The following is a 19,362-nucleotide window of genomic DNA, read 5'->3' on the forward strand; positions in this document are numbered from 1 at the left end:
GTGTATTATTAATGTGTGACTTGAAGTTCGTAATATTTTACTTTTGAGAATGCTCCGTCTGCTGTTGAACCTAAATAATTACCAGCTTTAAAATAATTTTCAAAAGGCCATTTGCTCATACTTATATCTTGATAAACCAAAGGCGTTTCATCATTTAATTGTAACTCTAACTTTCCTGTAGATGCTGTAATTCTAAATTCAAATTCTTCAAAACCAACATAACCCATATTGGTTGATGCATCTACCCAAACATCACTTGAGTTAATTAACAAATCATCGCCAGATGTATTCTCATCTACCAATGATTTTTTATAGGCATAGATGTAACCATCTATCCAACGCATTTTAATTAAAGGCGGACCATTATTAGAAGAAAAACTATGAATTGCCATATCGTCTAAAGAAATAATACCATGAATCTGCATTACTATAGTATTATGATATTGTCTGCTGTTACTTTCATTATCTTCAGATATATCCACTACTTTTAATCGTCCTGTCATCGTACCACCTTCATCTAACGTCCAATTTTCTCTTGCATTCTCAGGATTAATAAGTTCTCTTAACTCCGTTCTAGAATATGAACTGTTTGTGGTTGAAACTCCAGGAACTGTGTAAAATTCTATTGATGAATCTGAAGCGTCATCATACATATAAGGTAGAATTGAAGAATTTGTTCTGTAGCCTCCATTAATTAATTCTGAAGGTTGATACTCATCTGGACCACCATTATTATTTTCATCAACAGGTAATGTGACTTTCCAATTAGAAAAATCTATGTTAGCATAGATTACAGGATCATCGTCGGTACTTTCAAAGATAAACTCAACATCTTCATCTTTATCATTTTTAGCACATGCAACTATAAAACCTGAACAAATAAGAGATATAACTATCAATCTTAAACTCATGAATTGCTTATTTACAATTGGTTAACCACTTTGGTTAACCAAAAATAGATTAATTTTTTCTACTAAAAGAATCAATTCGGTTAAATTTGCATACAATAGTGGTAATTAACTAAACAATCAGATTTTAACTGTTCTGGATTACTTCCAGAAAGACTCTATTTCTTCGAGTGACTTCCCTTTTGTTTCTGGAATAAACTTGTACGTTATAATTACGATAATTAAAATAAACGCAATAAAAATGTAATAAGGAAGTGAACCACTCCAAGTTGCACTGTTATTCATTTCACTTTCCATAACAACAGGAAATGATTGCGAAACAACATAATTAGCTGCCCATTGTGCTGCAACGGCAACTGACATGGCTGCGCTTCGTATTTTATTTGGAAACATTTCTGACAGCAACACCCAAACAACTGGTCCCATAGACAAGGCAAACGAGGCAATAAATATTAAAACACCTATTAATGAAATTACACCAACGGCATCTAATTGTAATGAGACTGCTAACAACAAAAATCCTAAAATCATACCAACAGACCCTATATATAAAAGTGGTTTTCTACCAAACTTATCTACAGTGTACATTGCTATAAATGTAAATACAAGGTTTACAAATGCTAATAAAATTTGTTGTTTTAATACATCATCCTTACCAAAACCTAGTGCTTTTTCAAAAATATCTGCACCATAATATAATACAGCATTAATTCCTGTAAACTGTTGCAAAACCGAAAGCACAGTACCTATTACGATTATACCTAATATTGCTTTAGAAAAATAATTAACTTTTATCTTGCTGTTACCTTCTGCTTTTAAAGAATTTTTAATTTCTTCAATTTCTACTAGAGCATCTTTCTCGTTATGTATTTTATTTAAAACTTCTATAGCTTTTTCTTCTTTTCCTTTTAAAGCCAACCATCTTGGACTCTTTGGTATAAAAAACATGAGCACCAAAAACAAGCCACTTGGTATAAGCTCTGACCAGAACATACGTTTCCAACCAAAAGCAATATTCTCTACTTCCGATAGACCATTACCAATAAAGTAAGTTGCTAAAAACACTACAAAGAAGCCTACCACAATTGCTAATTGATAGTAAGTAACCATGCGACCTCTAATGTTACTTGGAGCAATTTCTGCAATGTACATTGGCGCATTCATTGAAGCAATACCAATACCTAAACCACCAATTATTCTAAATACTACAAGTACACTGACCGTTTCTGGTAAAAACGAAGGTAGACCAGATCCCCAAGCTGACAACGAAAACAGAATTGCAGATATGATTAATGACCATTTACGTCCAATTTTTATACTAAGAGGTCCTGCTACAATAGCACCAACAAAACAACCTAAAAGTGCACTGCCAACAACCCAACCTTTTGTAGCTGCATCGAGTTCAAAATATTTACTTAAATAAAATTGAGCACCATTAATAACTCCTGTATCATATCCAAAAAGTAATCCTCCTAATGCAGACACTGCTGCGATTAGAATTAGGTATGTTTTCTTATCCATTTTATAATCGTTGTTTAGTTTATTTAGAGCACTAAATGTAACACAATTATATTGATAAAATTGCTATCTAAACTGAGTAAAATGTTAAATGAATAATTTTTCAGTAAAAAATAGAACCACAACAAAAAAAAGAATGCAGAAATTAGAAGTTTTTTACGAATTACATAAAATAACAAATCATGAATGAGCAGTAAATATGTTACCTGCAGTATATAGCACCTAATATGAGCTTAAGAATAAAAAAAAGGGCTTTAACAAAATTGTTAAAGCCCTTAGTACTCAAGGTGGGAATCGAACCCACACGTCTTGCGACATTGGATTTTGAATCCAACGTGTCTACCAATTCCACCACTTGAGCGAATTTAATTGGTCATGTTCAATACCAAAACTATCTTTGATATCTAATCCAATAACGGATTGCAAAAATAGAAAATTAATTCAGTGAAACAATCAAAATTAACTGAGATTTATACTATTTGAAGTAAAATAATTTTCTAAATTTGAATCGAACTAGAAGCATACCAAACCATCAACTAAACAACTGATACCAAATGTTACCTGAAACTAAAGAAGCTAAATTTTTTGCATGTACTCAAAGTACGGAACTTGCTGAGCAGATTGCTAAAGCCTATGGCGCTAAACTAGGTAATGTGATTACATCTACTTATAGTGATGGAGAGTTTCAACCGTCTTACGAAGAATCAATAAGAGGTACGCGAGTTTTTATTATTGGATCTACACATCCTGGTCCAAAAAACTTAATGGAATTATTATTAATGATAGATGCTGCAAAGCGTGCATCTGCAAGACATATTACAGCAGTAATGCCATACTTTGGTTGGGCAAGACAAGACAGAAAAGACAAGCCTAGAGTTCCAATCGCTGCTAAATTAGTAGCTAAAATGTTAGAAGCTGCTGGTGCAACCCGCATTATCACAATGGATTTGCATGCAGACCAAATTCAAGGTTTCTTTGAGAAACCTGTAGATCATTTATTTGCTTCTACTATATTTTTACCTTATTTGAAGAGTCTAAATTTAGATAATTTAACTATTGCTTCGCCAGATATGGGTGGATCTAAGCGCGCATATGCATACTCAAAAGCTCTAAAAAGTGATGTTGTAATTTGCTATAAGCAACGTGCAAAAGCTAACGTTATCTCACATATGGAACTTATTGGTGATGTAACGGGGAAAAACGTAGTGTTAGTAGATGATATGGTTGATACTGCAGGTACATTAACTAAAGCTGCAGATTTAATGATGGAACGTGGAGCGCTTAGTGTAAGAGCAATATGTACACATCCTATTTTATCTGGTTCTGCTTATGAAAAGTTAGAAAACTCAAAACTTGAAGAATTAATAGTTACAAATTCTATTCCTCTAAAGAGTGAAAGCAAAAAACTAAAAGTTCTAAGTTGTGCAGATTTATTTGCTGAAGTAATGCATCATGTGCACCACAATGAATCTATTAGTAACAAATTTGTAATGTAATTCAGAACCTAAGCTACATTATAATTTCCTAAACAAATAGCAAAACGTTTACCTTGAGAGCATAATAGAATCAACTATTAATTGCTAATCATTCACGTTATCATTTTCAAATTATAGTCTAAATCAAAAAATACTACGTTAATACTAGTATTTTCAAAGAATATGTCTAAATTTGCAGCCCTCTTAAGCAAAATAAGCTTTAGAGTTCAAGCCCTTACAATGAGGGAATTAAATTTTATTAAACAAACATTTTAAAAATGAAATCAATTACAATTAACGGATCTCAAAGAGAAAGCGTGGGCAAAAAGGCAACTAAAGCTCTACGTAATGCTGGTCAGGTTCCTTGCGTTATATACGGAGGAGACAAAGCTTTGCATTTCTCAGCACCAGAATTAGCTTTTTCAAAACTTGTATACACTGCTAGCGCACATACAGTTGTGATTACTTTAGATAATGGTGAAGAGTATAATGCAATAATGCAAGATATTCAATTCCACCCAGTAACAGACAAAATTACACACATTGACTTTTATCAAATTTTTGAAGATAAAGCAATTTCCATGGAAATTCCTGTACGTACAATAGGTTCTTCTAAAGGTGTAATGAATGGTGGTAACTTAAGAATGCCTTACCGTAAACTTAAAGTAAAGGCTATTCCTTCTAAACTTCCAGATTTTATTGAGGTAGATATTACACCTTTAAAAATTGGTAGTAAACTTTACATTACTGAGTTAGAAAACGAAGATTATTCTTTTTTACACCCAGAAAACACAGTAGTATGTCAAGTAAGACGTAGTAGATTAGCTGTGGTTGATGCCGACGATGAAGATGAAGACGAAGAAGGAGATGTACCAGCAACGGAAACTGATGACGTGGCTGCAGTAAAAGAATAGATAAGACCTATTTCAAATATTTAAAAAGCATTCTATTTATAGGATGCTTTTTTTATTTTTACAGAAATTGAAATTATGTGGAAGGCTATTAAAAGCTGGCTTGGTTTTAGTGAAAACATTGTACTAACAGAAGAAGATAAAATGAAAAAATTCTTAATCGTTGGCTTAGGAAACATAGGTAATAAATACGAAAACACCAGACACAACATTGGATTTAAAATACTTGATCATTTAGCAGATTCTAATGATATTACTTTTGAAACCGTAAAGCTAGGTGATATTGCTACACTAAAAGTAAAAGGTAGAACATTAATACTTTTAAAACCTAGCACATTTATGAACCTGAGTGGAAAAGCCATAAAATACTGGTTAGAAAAAGAAAAAATACCATTAGAAAATTTACTAGTTATCACTGATGACTTAAATCTTCCTTTTGGTTCGCTTCGCCTTAAAACAAAAGGAAGTGATGGTGGACATAATGGTTTAAAAGACACGCAAGACAAGTTACAAACGGTAAAATACAATAGGTTTAGATTTGGTATTAGTGATGAGTTTACCAAAGGCAGACAAGTTGATTATGTATTAGGTGAATGGACTGATGACGAAAACACTAAACTGAAAGAACGTTTAAAAATTTCAGCAGAACTTGTTAAATCTTTCGCACTTGCAGGTGTAAGTAATACAATGAATCAATTTAATGGAAAATAAAATGTAGCTTCGTTCTTAAAGCAATTTTTAAAAAATAGCAATACTTTAAAGATTTGAATTCAACACTACCAAAAGTAACAACTATAGGCACATTTGATGGCATACATATAGGGCATCAAAAAATATTAAAACAAGTGGTGCAATTAGCGAAAGCTAAAGGCTATATTCCTGTGGTGTTGACTTTATTTCCTCATCCAAGAATGGTGCTTCAAAAAGACGATTCTATTAAACTGCTTAATACTATTGAAGAGCGAATAGAGTTATTAAAAACCTTTGGAATAAAAGAAGTTATCGTTAAAAAATTTACTAAGGATTTTGCCAATCTTTCCGCCAGAGACTACGTAAAACAAATTTTGGTAGATGAACTAAACACTAAAGAAATAGTCATTGGCTACGATCATCATTTTGGAAAAAATAGAAGTGCCAATATTACTAATTTATTAGATTTTTCTAAAATCTATGATTTTAATGTTGAAGAAATACCTGCACAAGATTTAGAGGAAGTTACTGTAAGTTCTACAAAAATTAGAAATGCACTAAACCAAGGACAGGTTGCCCTAGCAAATTCATATTTAGGTTACAATTTCTTTGTAACTGGAAACGTCATAAAAGGCAAAGGATTAGGCAGAACAATTGATTTTCCTACAGCAAACATTGGCATTATCGCATCCTATAAACTCATTCCTTGTAATGGTGTATATGTTGTAAAATCTAAGATTAATAAAAAATTAGTCTTCGGTATGATGAATATTGGTACCAACCCAACAGTTAATGGAAAAACTCAATCTATTGAAGTTCATTTTTTTAACTTTAATGAAGACATTTATAATTCTGAACTAAAAATTGAATTCCTTAAGCGTTTAAGAAGCGAAGAAAAATTTAAAAATCTTGAAGCTTTAAAAATTCAGCTTAATAAAGATAGGGAAAATGCATTGTCATTTATAAAAGAGCTAGATGACTAAATTATTATTTAAGCATATAGACAACTCCGGACTCATAGTTTTTAGAATCATCTTTGGTTTATTATGTGCCTTAGAAGCTTTTGGCGCCATTTTTACAGGTTGGGTAAAAAGAACCTTAATAGATCCACAATTTACATTCTCATTTATTGGTTTTGAATGGTTACAACCACTACCTGGTAATGGCATGTATATCTATTATATGGTTATGGGATTTTTAGGAATTTGTATAATGTTGGGCTATAAATACAGGTTGAGTATGCTAACTTTTGCGGTGATGTGGACAGCAACATATCTCATGCAAAAATCATCTTATAATAATCATTACTACCTTTTAGTTTTGCTTAGTTTTATTATGGTTGTTATGCCAGCGAACCGCTATGCCTCTATTGATGCCAAATTAAATCCTGCTCTAAAAAGTATCTCAATGCCTAGTTGGTGTAAATGGGTTTTTGTTCTGCAATTATTTATACTATACACCTATGCTTCTTTAGCAAAACTATATCCAGATTGGCTAGATAGTTCTGTGATAGCTATCCTAATGAGAAATAAAGCAAATTATCCTATAATTGGCGAACTATTGCAACAAAACGCAGTGCATTATATTTTGGCATATGGTGGTATATTATTTGATGGCCTCATCATTCCACTATTACTTTTTAAGCCTACCAGGAAATATGCTTTCTTCATTTCTATTTTCTTTCATTTATTTAATTCAATCGTTTTTCAAATTGGCATATTTCCTTATATGTCATTGGCATTCAGTTTATTCTTTTTTGACCCTAAACTTATCCGTAAATTTTTCTTAAAAGAAAAACCATTTTATGATGGGAATGCTATTAGTGTACCTAAATACAAACCCATTTTACTATCCGTATTTACTGTTTATTTTATCATTCAAATCGTGCTTCCAATGAGGCATCATTTTATTGAAGATAATGTTCTATGGACAGAAGAAGGTCATAGACTCTCATGGCGAATGATGCTGAGAGCAAAAAATGGAAGCACTAGATATACTGTAATCAATGCTGATACAGATAAAAAAATTAAAATTAGATTAGATGATTACCTAACCAAAAAACAACAAAGAGGCGCTACTACAAAACCAGACATTATGTGGCAATTTGCTCAACATCTTAAGCAAGATTTTGGTAAAAAAGGAATCTCAGTAAAAGTGTTTGTAAACGCTCACGTAAAGGTAAATGGCAGATCTAGAACTAGACTTATAGACCAAAAAGTAGATTTAGCGAACGAGGAATGGTCGCATTTTAAACATCATAATTGGATATTACCATCAAAACTAGATTAGTTTTATGTCTAACAAAATTCAATTAAAAAAACATAAACTCGATAAAGCCCTAATTCACACGTCAAAATAGCGATAATATAATTTTTATCTGCTTAAATTATTTTTACATTTGTTCCTTGCTCTTACTGAGCTTTATTGGTATAAAAACCTAAATTAAAAGATATGTTACAAGTTGCTTTTATTAGAGAAAATAAAGAAGACATCATAGCACGTTTAGCAAAACGAAATATTGATGCAACCGAAATGATTAATAACGCTATTGCGTTTGATGAAGAACGTAAAGCACTTCAAACTTCTTTAGATAATTCTAAAGCAGAATCTAATGCCCTTTCTAAAGAAATAGGTAATTTATTTAAATCTGGAGAAGTACAAAAAGCAAATCTTTTAAAAGAAAAAACAACGCAATTAAAAGAAGCTACTAAAGGGTTTGAGCAAGAACTCAATGACAAAGTAGAAGCACTCTCTGAGTTATTATATAAAATTCCTAACGTACCAAACACAATTGTACCAGCAGGTAATACTGATGAAGATAATGAGGAGACTTTTAGAGAAGGAGATATTCCTACTCTACACAATGGCGCTTTACCACATTGGGAATTAGCAAAAAAATATAATATCATAGATTTTGAACTAGGTAACAAAATTACAGGTGCTGGTTTCCCTGTATATATTGGTAAAGGTGCAAGATTACAACGTGCGCTTATTGCCTATTTCTTAGACAAAAATACTGAAGCTGGCTACACAGAATACCAAGTGCCACATTTAGTAAATGAAGCGTCTGGTTTTGGAACTGGTCAATTACCAGATAAAGAAGGACAGATGTATCATGTTACCCTAGATAATCTATATTTAATACCAACAGCAGAAGTACCTGCAACAAATATTTTTAGAGATACATTATTAAACGAAAGTGACTTACCAATTAGCATCACAGGTTACACACCTTGTTTTAGACGAGAAGCTGGTAGTTATGGTGCTCACGTTAGAGGGTTAAACAGATTACACCAATTTGATAAAGTAGAAATATTGCGTGTAGAGCATCCTGATAATTCTTACAAAGCATTAGACGGCATGGTAAATCATGTAAAAGACATATTGAAAGATTTAAAACTTCCATATAGAATTCTAAAATTATGTGGTGGTGATCTAGGATTTACATCTGCGCTTACTTATGATTTTGAAGTATTCTCAACAGCTCAAGACCGTTGGTTAGAAGTATCTTCTGTTTCTAATTTTGAAACCTTTCAGGCTAATCGCTTAAAACTTCGTTTCAAAAATAGCGATGGTAAAAACGAATTATGTCATACACTAAACGGAAGTTCATTGGCACTACCGAGAATTTTAGCTGGTATTTTAGAAAATTACCAAACTGAAGATGGTATAAAAATCCCTGAAGCTTTGATTCCTTACACAGGTTTTGACATGATTTCCTAAACCTTAGCAAGTCTAATCAAATTCCATAATTGTTAAAAAAAAGTGTGTTTCGTCGATTTTATAAGTATTTCTTCGGTTTAATTCAATTATTTTTCAGAAATTCGTAATACCAAATTTAGAAAAACCTATTTATGAAAAATTTAAAACGAATTGTTATACTCGTATCATTGATTGCAATGGTATCCAAAGTTTTGTTTTAACTATTTATTCATTTCAAAATAATAAAGCAAAACCACGTCGGAATAACTGAATCATATTTATAAAATAATGGTTAATAGCACATTTATTTTGCTGGTAAAATGCCTAAACGATTTGTTTAGGCATTTTTTTATGACTTTTTTTATAATATCTCGATTTTGCATTTGTTATATTTGATGTAGTACACCATATAAAGACAAATGACAAAAATTTTTATTGCATCGTTACTGACTTTTTTAGTTTTTTCATGTAAAGAAAGCACAACGGAAAAGATTAACACCGAAGACATTAGTATAGAAAACTTAATTCAATCACCTATTGTTAATGACACTTTAAGCGATGAGCAACTAAGTCATATTTCTTATATCCATAAGACCTTCAACGAGGTCTTTCCTGTCTCACTAGAGGAAACCATTACCAATTTTAAAAGGGATGAAAATCCAAGTGAAGAAATATCAATTTGGTTGGCTATGGCTAATGCTTATGAAAGCTTTGTTGCAAAGGATTCTAATAACCTAACCTTAGATGATAAAAAAGAAGTATTTAAAGTAGTATTTATACGATCTATGATGTCTGAAGATGAATTCATGGACAAGGAAATTGATAATTTTAGACTCTTATCTAAAGATGATATAAAATACATTTTACAGCATTATAAATTAGAACCTAAACCAATCGTTATTGCCAAATAAATTTAAAAACTCCATTAAATTCTCAGTATTAAAGCTCTTCAAAAAAACATGCGTCAACAAATTATAGCCATATTATTAATTTTTACATCTTATTTTGGTTTCACTCAAAACAGTGAAATACAAGCAGAAAGCTATTATAAAAAAGGAGAGTTTAGAAAAGCACTTATTATTTACCAAAATCTATATAAAGAAAAGCCAAGAAGTTTAAAGTATGTAGATAAGTTAATAGATATTCATCAGCAGTTAGAAGAGTACAACGAAGTCCAAAATATTATAACAACGCAACTTACCAAGAAGAGAGATCCTGAACTTGTTGTTGCTTTAGGCTATAATTACCAGCTTATAGACAGTCTAGATCGTGCTAACGAACTCTATGAAGAAGCCGTCGCTTTTGCAGAAACAAAACCGTACTACGTTTATACCATTGCAAAAAAATTCGAAGACTATTCACTTTTAGACCATGCCATTCGTTTATATGAAAAAGGGAAAAGTAATACTATAGATAGAAATTACAATATTCAATTAGCTCGTATATATGGAGATCTTGGCAACGTTGAAAAAATGTTTGAAAACTACATCGAATACGTAGAATACAAACCTAATTACTTAAGTAATATTAAGCGTGCTATTAGTGATTTCATTTCAGAAAATAGAGAAAATGAAAACAACTTATATTTAAGAAGGGCTTTATTAAAAAAAATACAGCAACAACCACAGCCGTATTGGTATGAAATGCTCAGTTGGCTTTATGTTCAAGAAAAGGCATACAGCAAATCCTTTATACAAGAAAAAGCATTATACAAACGTAATCCCGAAAGTTTAGATCGTATAATTGACCTTGCTAATATGGCACGCAAAGACAATGACGATGATACAGCCAAAGACATTTTTAACTATGTATTAGAGACTACACAAGATAAAACAACAGCAGTAACTGCGCATCAATATATTTTAGAAATTGACACTAAAAATGCAGACAAAAAAATGTTGATTCAAATTGATGAAACCTATCAAAAACTATTTGAAAACTATGGAAAATCAGCATTTACAATTCCCTTACAATTAGCTTATGGCAAGTTCTTAGCATTCAACAAAAAGGACACAAAAGCAGCCACTGACTTTTTAAAAGAGAGTCTTAAATTAGACATTAGATATTATAGAAAGGCAAAAATAAAATTACTACTTGCCGATATTCTGGTGCTTCAAGAAAAGTTTAATGAAGCTTTAATTTTTTATTCTCAGATTCAGGCAGAAATGAAGAATAGTACCATTGCACAAGAAGCAAGATTTAAAGTTGCTAAAACGAGTTATTATAAAGGCGATTTTGATTGGGCAGAATCACAACTAAAGATTTTAAAATCTTCAACATCACAACTTATTGCTAATGATGCTTTAGACTTAAAACTATTAATTACGGACAATAAATTTGAAGACAGCCTTCAAACATCACTAAAACTATACGCAAAAGCAGATTTATATGCTTTTCAGAATAAAATAGATGATGCTATTTCGCTTTTAGACATAATTTTAGAAGAACATAAAACCGAAAATATCATTGGGCAAGCACTTTTTCAGCAAGCAAAACTATACGAATCAAAGCAACAATATTTAAAGGCTGAAGCCAATTACCAAAACATTCTAACTAATTATGGTGAAGGTATTTTAACTGATGACGCCAAATTTTATTTAGCGGAACTTTATAACACACATTTAGTAAAACCTGAAGAAGCCAAAGAGCTCTACGAAAAAATAATCTTTGAACATCAAGACAGCATCTACTTCATTGAAGCTAGAAAGAAATTTAGGATGTTACGTGGTGATAGTATTAATTAAAATCTACATTACGTTTTGAAAAAGCAAATTCTATTTTTAATATTACTTTATTGCTGTTCCTGCTCAAATAAACCAAAGCTTATTGGAATTCAACCATATGATGAAATTGATTCTACCACTATTAATTCAATTTCAGAAAGTTTAAAACAAGCATATGATGCAAAAATTATTATTTTAACTAACAAAACGCTACCTAAAACCGCATTTATCAATATTAAAAGCCCAAGATATAGGGCAGATTCACTCCTGATAGATTTATCTAAAAATAGACCAGATTCCATAAATTATATCATTGGCATTACCACCAAAGATATATCAACATCTAAAAGAGATAATGATGGCAATATAAAAAAACCTGAATCTAAATATTCAGATTGGGGAATTTTTGGTTTAGGCTATAAGCCTGGCAATAGTTGCGTAATTTCAACTTATAGATTAAAAAATAAGAATTTAAAGATTTTTGATAGTCGAGTACGTAAAATTTCAATTCATGAAATAGGACACAATCTTGGTCTTGACCACTGTTCTGCAAAAAAATGTGTGATGCAAGATGCTGTAGAAACCATTAAAACTGTAGATTTAGCTGGCCTTGATTTATGTACAGATTGTTATAATGAGATAAATTAGACTTTCTAATTATTCTTAATTCAAATTCTACAAGAATCTCTCAATCTTCGAAACTTTGAAACTTTGAAACTTTGAAACTTTGAAACTTAAATAAGTTCTAAATCCATATTTTTGCATCAAAATTCTAAAGCATGATTATATATAACGTTACCCTAAACATTGATAAAAGCGTTCACGCAGAATGGTTAGAATGGATAAAAGACCACATTCCACAAGTATTAGCAACGGGTAAATTCAAAGAAGCTAAACTCACTAAAGTATTAGTGGATGATGACGAAACAGAAACCTATTCTGTACAATATAGAGCACACTCTAGAGAAGCTTTAGATAGTTATTACACAGAACATGCAGAACAATTGAAACAAGAAGGGTTAAAACGTTTTGCGGATAAAGTATTATCTTTTAGAACGGAACTTGAGGTTGTAGATGAATATGTTGTAAATTACAATTAATATCAATTTAACCAGCAACTCTGCTAAAGTCCACAATCATCAACGTATCTTTACAAAACACCAGCTTTACGCATTTGCGTCTTCGCTAAAAAAATAAAATTATCATGACAGTTAAAGCAAAAAAACATCTCGGACAGCATTTCTTAGAAGATGAATCAATTGCTAAAGATATTGCAGATAGTTTATCTTTAGAAGGCTACAATGATGTGTTAGAAATTGGTCCAGGAATGGGTGTTTTAACCAAATACCTTCTAAAAAAAGACACCACTACGCACGTCATTGAAATAGACACAGAATCTGTAGATTACTTAAAAAATAATTATCTCAATCTTGCGGATAGAATCATAGAAAAAGATTTTTTAAAATACGATTTAAATCTCGTTTTTAAAGACAAACCTTTTGCTATTATAGGTAACTTCCCTTATAATATTTCCTCTCAAATTCTATTTAAAACCTTAGAATTAAGACATCAAATTCCTGAGTTTTCAGGTATGTTTCAAAAAGAAGTTGCCATGCGTATTTGCTCTAAAGAGGGTTCAAAAGTTTATGGTATTCTATCTGTTTTAACGCAAGCGTTTTATGATGCAGACTATTTATTTACGGTTCCTCCTACGGTTTTTAATCCACCACCAAAGGTAGATTCTGGTGTGTTATTACTTAAAAGAAAAGAGAATTTTACATTGCCTTGCGATGAAAAATTATTCTTTAGAGTTGTAAAAACTGGTTTTCAGCAACGTAGAAAAACATTACGTAACAGTTTAAAAACATTCAATCTATCGGATAATTTAAAAGCAAATACTATATTTGGGCAGCGACCAGAACAATTAAGTGTTTCACAATTTATTGAACTAACTACACTAATTGAAAATGATTCAATTTAAACTCTAAACTAAGAGTGGAAGACATCCAAGAAAACATACAATTTCAGCTTACTGATGCCCTTATTGAAAAGGTAGAAGTTCTTATCGAAGACGAAAACGATAACGAATTAAAAACCCTTTTAAATGAGTATCACCATGCAGATATTGCCGAAATTCTTGATGATTTAAATCTTGATGATGCTGTCTATGTCATAAAACTTCTCGATTCTGAAACGACTTCAGATATCTTAATGGAGCTTGATGAGGACATTAGAGAAAAAATTCTAGAAAAACTTTCTACCAAAGAGATTGCAGAAGAGGTTGAAGAATTAGATACTGATGATGCGGCAGATATGATTGCCGAGCTTCCTGAAGAACGTCAAGCAGAAGTGATCTCTCAAATTGAAGATGATGAACACAGAGAGGAAATTCAAGAACTTTTAGCCTATGATGAAGATACAGCTGGTGGACTAATGGCAAAAGAATTGGTTAAAGTCTATGAAACTTGGACGGTTGCTGGATGTTTGCGTAGAATTAGAGGACAAGCTAAAGATGTCACAAGAGTACATTCTGTATACGTGGTAGATAAACAAGACAAACTCATTGGAAGACTATCACTAAAAGATTTAATCATTTCTAAAAGCGACATAAAAATTGCAGACATTGCCAAGGACAACGTAGACTGGGTAAATGTTAATGACGATGTAGAAGATGTTGCAAAAGTAATGTCTAAATACGATTTGGAAGCAATACCAGTAGTAGATGACAACCAAATTTTATTAGGTAGAATTACCATTGATGATATTGTAGATGTTTTAAAAGAAGAAGCCGATAAAGATTACCAATTAGCAGCTGGTATTACACAAGATGTAGAAGCAGATGATAGCGTTTGGGAACTCACAAAAGCACGTTTACCATGGTTAGTTTTAGGTCTTTTTGGTGGACTAGGAAGTGTTTTTATAATGAAAGGCTTTGAGGAGGTTATGGAAACCGTTCCCTCTCTATTTTTTTACACACCATTAATAGCTGCAATGGCTGGTAATGTTGGTGTACAATCTAGTGCCATTATTGTGCAAGGTATTGCCAATGATAATGTAAAAGGAAGCATAGGCAGTAGACTTTTAAAAGAAATTGGGCTAAGCCTTATCAATGGTTTTGCTTTAGCCTTATTAGTAATTTTATTCGGTTTTTTAATTAACCAAAACCCAACAGAAAGTTTGGCTATTGCAGTATCTATGATGTCTGTTATTGTTGTTGCTGCCTTAGTTGGCACATTTGTACCAATTATATTAGACAAAAGAGGTATAGATCCAGCGATTGCAACGGGACCTTTTATCACTACAAGTAATGATATTTTAGGTATTTATTTATTCTTTGTCTTATCCGGATTAATTATTGGTTTTTAAAATCAAAAAGAGTACATCAATTAAAAAGTCTTCCTTAATTTTAAGCATTTAATTTAAGGCAAATTAATTTACAATTGATTGATGAAAATATTACACCTAGACTCTAACCATCCACTACTATTAAATCAGCTTAACGATTTAGGATTCACAAATCACATAGATTACACATCTTCTAAAACCGAAATCGAAGCCAAAATTGCAGATTACGATGGCTTTATAATTCGCAGTCGTTTCTCTATAGACCAACACTTTTTAGATGCAGCTAAAAACCTTAAATTTATAGGACGTGTTGGTGCTGGTTTAGAAAATATAGACTATGATTATGCCACAGCAAAAGGTATTCATCTCATTTCTGCACCAGAAGGTAACCGAAATGCGGTTGGCGAACATGCTTTAGGAATGCTACTCTCAATTTTCAATAAATTGAGCAAAGCTAATAACGAAGTAAGACAAGGCAGATGGTTACGAGAAGAAAATAGAGGTTTAGAATTAGATGGTAAAACCGTTGGACTCATTGGCTATGGAAACATGGGAAAAGCATTCGCTAAAAAATTAAGAGGTTTTGATGTAGAAGTATTATGCCACGATTTAAAAGACAATGTTGAAGATGCGAATGCTAAACAAGTGTCTCTAGAAGTATTACAAGAAAAAGCAGATGTGCTAAGTTTACATACACCACAAACCGAGTTAACCATAAACATGGTAGATTCAACATTTATAAACGGATTTCAAAAACCATTTTGGTTAATTAATACAGCACGTGGCAAATCTGTAGTGACCAAAGATTTAGTTTCAGCATTAAAATCTGGTAAAATCTTAGGTGCAGGTTTAGATGTTTTAGAATACGAAAAATCGTCGTTTGAAAATTTATTCTCATCCAATAATATGCCAGAAGCTTTTCAATATTTAATAGAAGCTGAAAACGTTTTACTAACACCACATGTTGCAGGTTGGACGATTGAAAGCAACATAAAACTTTCGCAAACTATTGTAGATAAGATTAAAGCTAAATTTTGCTAACTTGTAGTATTAAAATCATATAATTTATGACCTATAAAGCCGAAACACCAGAAGAATACATCAATCAACTTCCCGAAGACAGAAAAGAACCTATCATAAAATTAAATAAGCTTATAAAAAAACATATGCCTAAAGGCTTAGAAGCAGGTATGAGTTATGGCATGCTAGGCTATTATGTTCCAAAATCAATTTATCCAGATGGCTACCATTGTAAACCTTTTCCGCCTTTACCTTTTATAAATTTAGCATCTCAAAAAAACTTTATTGCATTATATCATTCTGGTATGTATGCTAAAAAGGAATTATACGATTGGTTTGTAGAAGAATATCCAAAGCATTGTAAATACAAATTAGACATGGGAAAAAGCTGTGTTAGATTTAAAAAAATGGAGGACATACCTTATGATTTAATTGAACAACTATTAGGAAAAATGTCTGTTGAAGAATGGATAGAAATCTACGAAAAGGCAATAAAAAAATAATGTTTCCTGCAAGGTTTTAAAACCCTTGTAGATATAAGTTTAATTAGATTCCCTTTTTCAAGGGAATGAAAATAAAATTTCGATGAAAAAAAGAGTTACAGGCATTGGTGGATTATTTTTTAAAACAAAAGATCCTAAAGCAACAAAAGACTGGTACAAAAAACATCTAGGTTTTAATACAGACGATTACGGTTGCACCTTTTGGTGGAAAGATAAGCAAGGTAAAGATTGCTCTACACAATGGAGTCCGTTTGCAGAAGACACCAAATATATTGAGCCTTCTAAAAAAGACTTTATGTTTAACTATAGAGTTGAAAATTTAGAAGAATTATTAAAAGCCTTAAAAGAAGAAGGTGTTACTATAGTGGGTAAAATGGAAGAATACGACTATGGGAAATTTGGTTGGATCTTAGACAACGATGGCAATAAAATTGAACTCTGGGAACCCGTTGACGAAGCTTTTCTATAACGTAATTATAATCTTTAATCATTGACCTATTTAGATATACTTCAGTCTTATAATTTAACTGCGCTGCAATGGATTGCCATTAGTTTCGCAGTTTTTTTATTGGGTTTATCTAAATCTGGTATTAAAGGCATTGGTATTATTCTCATTGTAATATTAGCCTTTGTATTTGGAGAAAAAGCCTCAACAGGTATATTATTACCTATGCTCATTTGTGCAGATATCTTAGCCGTTCTGTATTACAACAGGCATGCAGATTGGGGAATTATTAAAAAACTAATCCCTTGGATGATTGTTGGTGTTTTAGTCGGTGTTTGGGTTGGTAATGATATCTCAGAATATGTGTTTAAAAAGCTTATGGCTGTAATAATCATAGTCTCTGTTTTTATAATGTTATTTCTTGAGAGAATTAAATCTACAGAACCACCAAAGCACAAATTATTTTCTTCAAGTATGGGATTTTTAGCTGGTTTCACAACTATGATAGGAAATTTAGCAGGTCCTGTTGCAAACATTTACTTTTTAACCATGCGGTTTCCAAAAAATGAATTTATTGGCACAGCAGCTTGGTTATTTTTTATCATTAATATCATTAAATTACCCTTTCATATTTTTGTTTGGAAAACCGTTTCAGTAGATTCTTTGGTATTAAATTCAGTATTAATTCCAGCTGTATTAATTGGTTTTTTTATTGGAGTAAACATTGTAAAACTAATTTCTAATGTTAACTACAGACGCTTCATTTTGATTGTTACGGCAATTGGAGGCATTATTATGTTGTTTAGATAATTAGCTATTTTATACTTGAATATATACAACACGCTTATTTTAGTAACTTTACGGTCTTAACTAAAACTAAAATCGATGTCAGACGAAACTAAAAACTTAAGTGATGACACTCTAGATTCTGCAAAAGAAGGAGTACACAACACATCAGAAAAAATTAATGATGCAACCAACGAATTGGTAAATGAGACCAAAGACACTTTAAATACTGCAAAAGAAAAAACATCTGAGTTAGCTGAAAATACCAGCGAAAAACTAAATGACTTTAAAGACTCTGCAAAAGAAACATTTTCTGAAGCAAAAGATAAAGCTGGAAAGTATGCTGATGAAGCTGGCGAAAAATTAGATCAATTCACTGATGCTGCAAAAGAAAAGGCTTCTGAATTAGCCGATGATGCTAAAGAAACTTACAACGAAACGAAAGCAAAAGCTAAAGAATTTGCTAATGAAGCTGGAGAAAAACTTGATGAGTATACAGATGCAGCAAAGGAAAAGGCATCAGAACTAGCTGAGGATGCTAAAGAAACCTACCAAGAAACAAAAGCAAAAGCAAAAGAATTTGCTGGTGAAGCAAGTGAAAAAATAAGTGAGTTTGCTGATGATGCTAAAGAAAAAGCTTCAAAATTTGCGGATGCAGCAGAAGATAAATTTGAAGATCTATCAGAAGACGCTAAGGAAACTTACACTGAAGCGAAGCAAAAAACTAAAGGCTTCTTCCAAAAGTTATTTGGCAAGAAATAAAAACTATTCGCAATTTTTACTAACTTTATAATCTAACCAATACTAATAAATTAAAGAATGTCAGACGATAACAAAAATTTAAGCGATGACCTAGAAGATATGATAGGTGATGCAAAAGAAGGTGCAAAAAAAGCAGGAGATAAGATTAGCCAAAAAGCTAGTGAATTATCTGATGATGCTAAAGAGTTTGCTGATGACGCAAAAAAAGCAGCCAGTGATTTTGCAGATGATGCTAAAGAAGTTTTAAGTGATGGAAAAAATGTAGGTATCATTGCCCATATTACGTTTATCGGTTGGGTAATCGCTATTATTATGAATAGCAGTAACAAAACTGAATTTGGTTCTTTTTATGTTAGACAAATGCTAGGATTAATTATCATAGCTATGGTAACTTCATGGATTCCGTTTTTAAATTTAGTAATGTGGCTAGTATTACTTGTAGCTTGGATTATGAGTTTAGTTGCTGCATTAGGTGGTGAAATGAAACCAACATTTTTACTTGGTAAGCAATTTCAAGAATGGTTTAAAGGCATTTAGAGAGATATAAATTACAAACCCAGAATTAACATTCTGG

The 19,362-nt window shown here is 31.7% G+C and carries 20 protein-coding genes and 1 tRNA gene; 18 read left to right on the forward strand and 3 right to left on the reverse strand.

The features are described 5' to 3' along the window. Positions 1 to 8: 8 nt before the first annotated feature. The 3 genes from ACJBCC_RS02895 to ACJBCC_RS02905 form a co-directional block, all read right to left on the reverse strand. Positions 9 to 911, reverse strand: coding sequence for a polysaccharide lyase family 7 protein (locus ACJBCC_RS02895; RefSeq protein ID WP_407556338.1), 903 nt, complete (start codon positions 909 to 911; stop codon positions 9 to 11). Positions 912 to 1,049: 138 nt separating this feature from the next. Beyond that, complete coding sequence (locus tag ACJBCC_RS02900) at positions 1,050 to 2,429, reverse strand: sugar porter family MFS transporter (protein ID WP_407556339.1); 1,380 nt, start codon at positions 2,427 to 2,429, stop codon at positions 1,050 to 1,052. A 276-nt stretch (positions 2,430 to 2,705) separates the two neighbouring features. Then, positions 2,706 to 2,787: transfer RNA gene (locus ACJBCC_RS02905), tRNA-Leu, on the reverse strand. A gap of 193 nt (positions 2,788 to 2,980) precedes the next feature. Between ACJBCC_RS02905 and ACJBCC_RS02910 the strand changes: the two genes are divergently transcribed. From ACJBCC_RS02910 to ACJBCC_RS02995, 18 genes are all read left to right on the forward strand, one after another. After that, complete coding sequence (locus tag ACJBCC_RS02910; protein ID WP_407556340.1) at positions 2,981 to 3,922, forward strand: ribose-phosphate pyrophosphokinase; 942 nt, start codon at positions 2,981 to 2,983, stop codon at positions 3,920 to 3,922. 257 nt (positions 3,923 to 4,179) lie between these two features. Continuing rightward, positions 4,180 to 4,815: a 50S ribosomal protein L25/general stress protein Ctc gene (locus ACJBCC_RS02915; protein ID WP_299098473.1), complete on the forward strand. Its 636-nt coding sequence runs from the start codon at positions 4,180 to 4,182 to the stop codon at positions 4,813 to 4,815. A 75-nt stretch (positions 4,816 to 4,890) separates the two neighbouring features. Continuing rightward, positions 4,891 to 5,523 (forward strand): aminoacyl-tRNA hydrolase, encoded by a 633-nt coding sequence (gene pth / locus ACJBCC_RS02920; protein ID WP_299098472.1) that lies wholly within the window; start codon positions 4,891 to 4,893, stop codon positions 5,521 to 5,523. Between the two features lie 53 nt (positions 5,524 to 5,576). Next, positions 5,577 to 6,485, forward strand: a complete 909-nt coding sequence (locus tag ACJBCC_RS02925; RefSeq protein WP_407556341.1) for a bifunctional riboflavin kinase/FAD synthetase — start codon at positions 5,577 to 5,579, stop codon at positions 6,483 to 6,485. Next, positions 6,478 to 7,791: an HTTM domain-containing protein gene (locus ACJBCC_RS02930; protein ID WP_407556342.1), complete on the forward strand. Its 1,314-nt coding sequence runs from the start codon at positions 6,478 to 6,480 to the stop codon at positions 7,789 to 7,791. Before ACJBCC_RS02925 ends, ACJBCC_RS02930 begins: the two co-directional genes overlap by 8 nt. A 162-nt stretch (positions 7,792 to 7,953) precedes the next feature. Further along, on the forward strand, positions 7,954 to 9,225 hold the full coding sequence (serS, locus tag ACJBCC_RS02935) for a serine--tRNA ligase (protein ID WP_407556343.1): 1,272 nt from the start codon (positions 7,954 to 7,956) through the stop codon (positions 9,223 to 9,225). A 398-nt stretch (positions 9,226 to 9,623) separates the two neighbouring features. Further along, on the forward strand, positions 9,624 to 10,115 hold the full coding sequence (locus tag ACJBCC_RS02940) for a hypothetical protein (protein WP_407556344.1): 492 nt from the start codon (positions 9,624 to 9,626) through the stop codon (positions 10,113 to 10,115). Positions 10,116 to 10,163: 48 nt separating this feature from the next. Continuing rightward, positions 10,164 to 11,948 (forward strand): hypothetical protein, encoded by a 1,785-nt coding sequence (locus ACJBCC_RS02945; protein WP_407556345.1) that lies wholly within the window; start codon positions 10,164 to 10,166, stop codon positions 11,946 to 11,948. A 15-nt stretch (positions 11,949 to 11,963) separates the two neighbouring features. Further along, positions 11,964 to 12,575 (forward strand): matrixin family metalloprotease, encoded by a 612-nt coding sequence (locus ACJBCC_RS02950; RefSeq protein ID WP_407556346.1) that lies wholly within the window; start codon positions 11,964 to 11,966, stop codon positions 12,573 to 12,575. 131 nt (positions 12,576 to 12,706) lie between these two features. Continuing rightward, on the forward strand, positions 12,707 to 13,027 hold the full coding sequence (locus tag ACJBCC_RS02955) for a DUF4286 family protein (protein ID WP_407556347.1): 321 nt from the start codon (positions 12,707 to 12,709) through the stop codon (positions 13,025 to 13,027). Between the two features lie 104 nt (positions 13,028 to 13,131). After that, on the forward strand, positions 13,132 to 13,908 hold the full coding sequence (gene rsmA / locus ACJBCC_RS02960; protein WP_299098464.1) for a 16S rRNA (adenine(1518)-N(6)/adenine(1519)-N(6))-dimethyltransferase RsmA: 777 nt from the start codon (positions 13,132 to 13,134) through the stop codon (positions 13,906 to 13,908). Between the two features lie 14 nt (positions 13,909 to 13,922). After that, on the forward strand, positions 13,923 to 15,293 hold the full coding sequence (mgtE, locus tag ACJBCC_RS02965; RefSeq protein ID WP_407556348.1) for a magnesium transporter: 1,371 nt from the start codon (positions 13,923 to 13,925) through the stop codon (positions 15,291 to 15,293). Positions 15,294 to 15,374: 81 nt separating this feature from the next. Further along, positions 15,375 to 16,313, forward strand: coding sequence for a 2-hydroxyacid dehydrogenase (locus ACJBCC_RS02970; RefSeq protein WP_407556349.1), 939 nt, complete (start codon positions 15,375 to 15,377; stop codon positions 16,311 to 16,313). 26 nt (positions 16,314 to 16,339) lie between these two features. Beyond that, complete coding sequence (locus tag ACJBCC_RS02975) at positions 16,340 to 16,795, forward strand: DUF1801 domain-containing protein (RefSeq protein ID WP_299098461.1); 456 nt, start codon at positions 16,340 to 16,342, stop codon at positions 16,793 to 16,795. Positions 16,796 to 16,877: 82 nt separating this feature from the next. Further along, the gene (locus tag ACJBCC_RS02980) at positions 16,878 to 17,264 is read left to right on the forward strand and encodes a VOC family protein (RefSeq protein ID WP_173279455.1); all 387 of its coding nucleotides are present in this window, start codon (positions 16,878 to 16,880) and stop codon (positions 17,262 to 17,264) included. A 21-nt stretch (positions 17,265 to 17,285) separates the two neighbouring features. Continuing rightward, positions 17,286 to 18,050: a sulfite exporter TauE/SafE family protein gene (locus ACJBCC_RS02985; RefSeq protein WP_407556350.1), complete on the forward strand. Its 765-nt coding sequence runs from the start codon at positions 17,286 to 17,288 to the stop codon at positions 18,048 to 18,050. Between the two features lie 75 nt (positions 18,051 to 18,125). Next, positions 18,126 to 18,788, forward strand: coding sequence for a hypothetical protein (locus tag ACJBCC_RS02990; protein WP_299098458.1), 663 nt, complete (start codon positions 18,126 to 18,128; stop codon positions 18,786 to 18,788). Between the two features lie 57 nt (positions 18,789 to 18,845). Next, entirely contained in the window at positions 18,846 to 19,325 is a 480-nt protein-coding gene (locus tag ACJBCC_RS02995) for a YtxH domain-containing protein (protein WP_299098457.1), read from the forward strand. Positions 19,326 to 19,362: the final 37 nt, after the last annotated feature.

This window comes from Winogradskyella sp. 4-2091 (genome assembly GCF_045765065.1).
In the GTDB taxonomy this organism is placed as follows: domain Bacteria; phylum Bacteroidota; class Bacteroidia; order Flavobacteriales; family Flavobacteriaceae; genus Winogradskyella.

Coding starts and splice junctions, on each gene's coding strand:
- ACJBCC_RS02895 (WP_407556338.1), bottom strand. CDS start 911: ATGAGTTTAAGATTGATAGTTATATCTCTTATTTGTTCAGGTTTTATA.
- ACJBCC_RS02900 (WP_407556339.1), bottom strand. CDS start 2,429: ATGGATAAGAAAACATACCTAATTCTAATCGCAGCAGTGTCTGCATTA.
- ACJBCC_RS02910 (WP_407556340.1), top strand. CDS start 2,981: ATGTTACCTGAAACTAAAGAAGCTAAATTTTTTGCATGTACTCAAAGT.
- ACJBCC_RS02915 (WP_299098473.1), top strand. CDS start 4,180: ATGAAATCAATTACAATTAACGGATCTCAAAGAGAAAGCGTGGGCAAA.
- pth (WP_299098472.1), top strand. CDS start 4,891: ATGTGGAAGGCTATTAAAAGCTGGCTTGGTTTTAGTGAAAACATTGTA.
- ACJBCC_RS02930 (WP_407556342.1), top strand. CDS start 6,478: ATGACTAAATTATTATTTAAGCATATAGACAACTCCGGACTCATAGTT.
- serS (WP_407556343.1), top strand. CDS start 7,954: ATGTTACAAGTTGCTTTTATTAGAGAAAATAAAGAAGACATCATAGCA.
- ACJBCC_RS02940 (WP_407556344.1), top strand. CDS start 9,624: ATGACAAAAATTTTTATTGCATCGTTACTGACTTTTTTAGTTTTTTCA.
- ACJBCC_RS02945 (WP_407556345.1), top strand. CDS start 10,164: ATGCGTCAACAAATTATAGCCATATTATTAATTTTTACATCTTATTTT.
- ACJBCC_RS02955 (WP_407556347.1), top strand. CDS start 12,707: ATGATTATATATAACGTTACCCTAAACATTGATAAAAGCGTTCACGCA.
- rsmA (WP_299098464.1), top strand. CDS start 13,132: ATGACAGTTAAAGCAAAAAAACATCTCGGACAGCATTTCTTAGAAGAT.
- ACJBCC_RS02970 (WP_407556349.1), top strand. CDS start 15,375: ATGAAAATATTACACCTAGACTCTAACCATCCACTACTATTAAATCAG.
- ACJBCC_RS02975 (WP_299098461.1), top strand. CDS start 16,340: ATGACCTATAAAGCCGAAACACCAGAAGAATACATCAATCAACTTCCC.
- ACJBCC_RS02980 (WP_173279455.1), top strand. CDS start 16,878: ATGAAAAAAAGAGTTACAGGCATTGGTGGATTATTTTTTAAAACAAAA.
- ACJBCC_RS02990 (WP_299098458.1), top strand. CDS start 18,126: ATGTCAGACGAAACTAAAAACTTAAGTGATGACACTCTAGATTCTGCA.
- ACJBCC_RS02995 (WP_299098457.1), top strand. CDS start 18,846: ATGTCAGACGATAACAAAAATTTAAGCGATGACCTAGAAGATATGATA.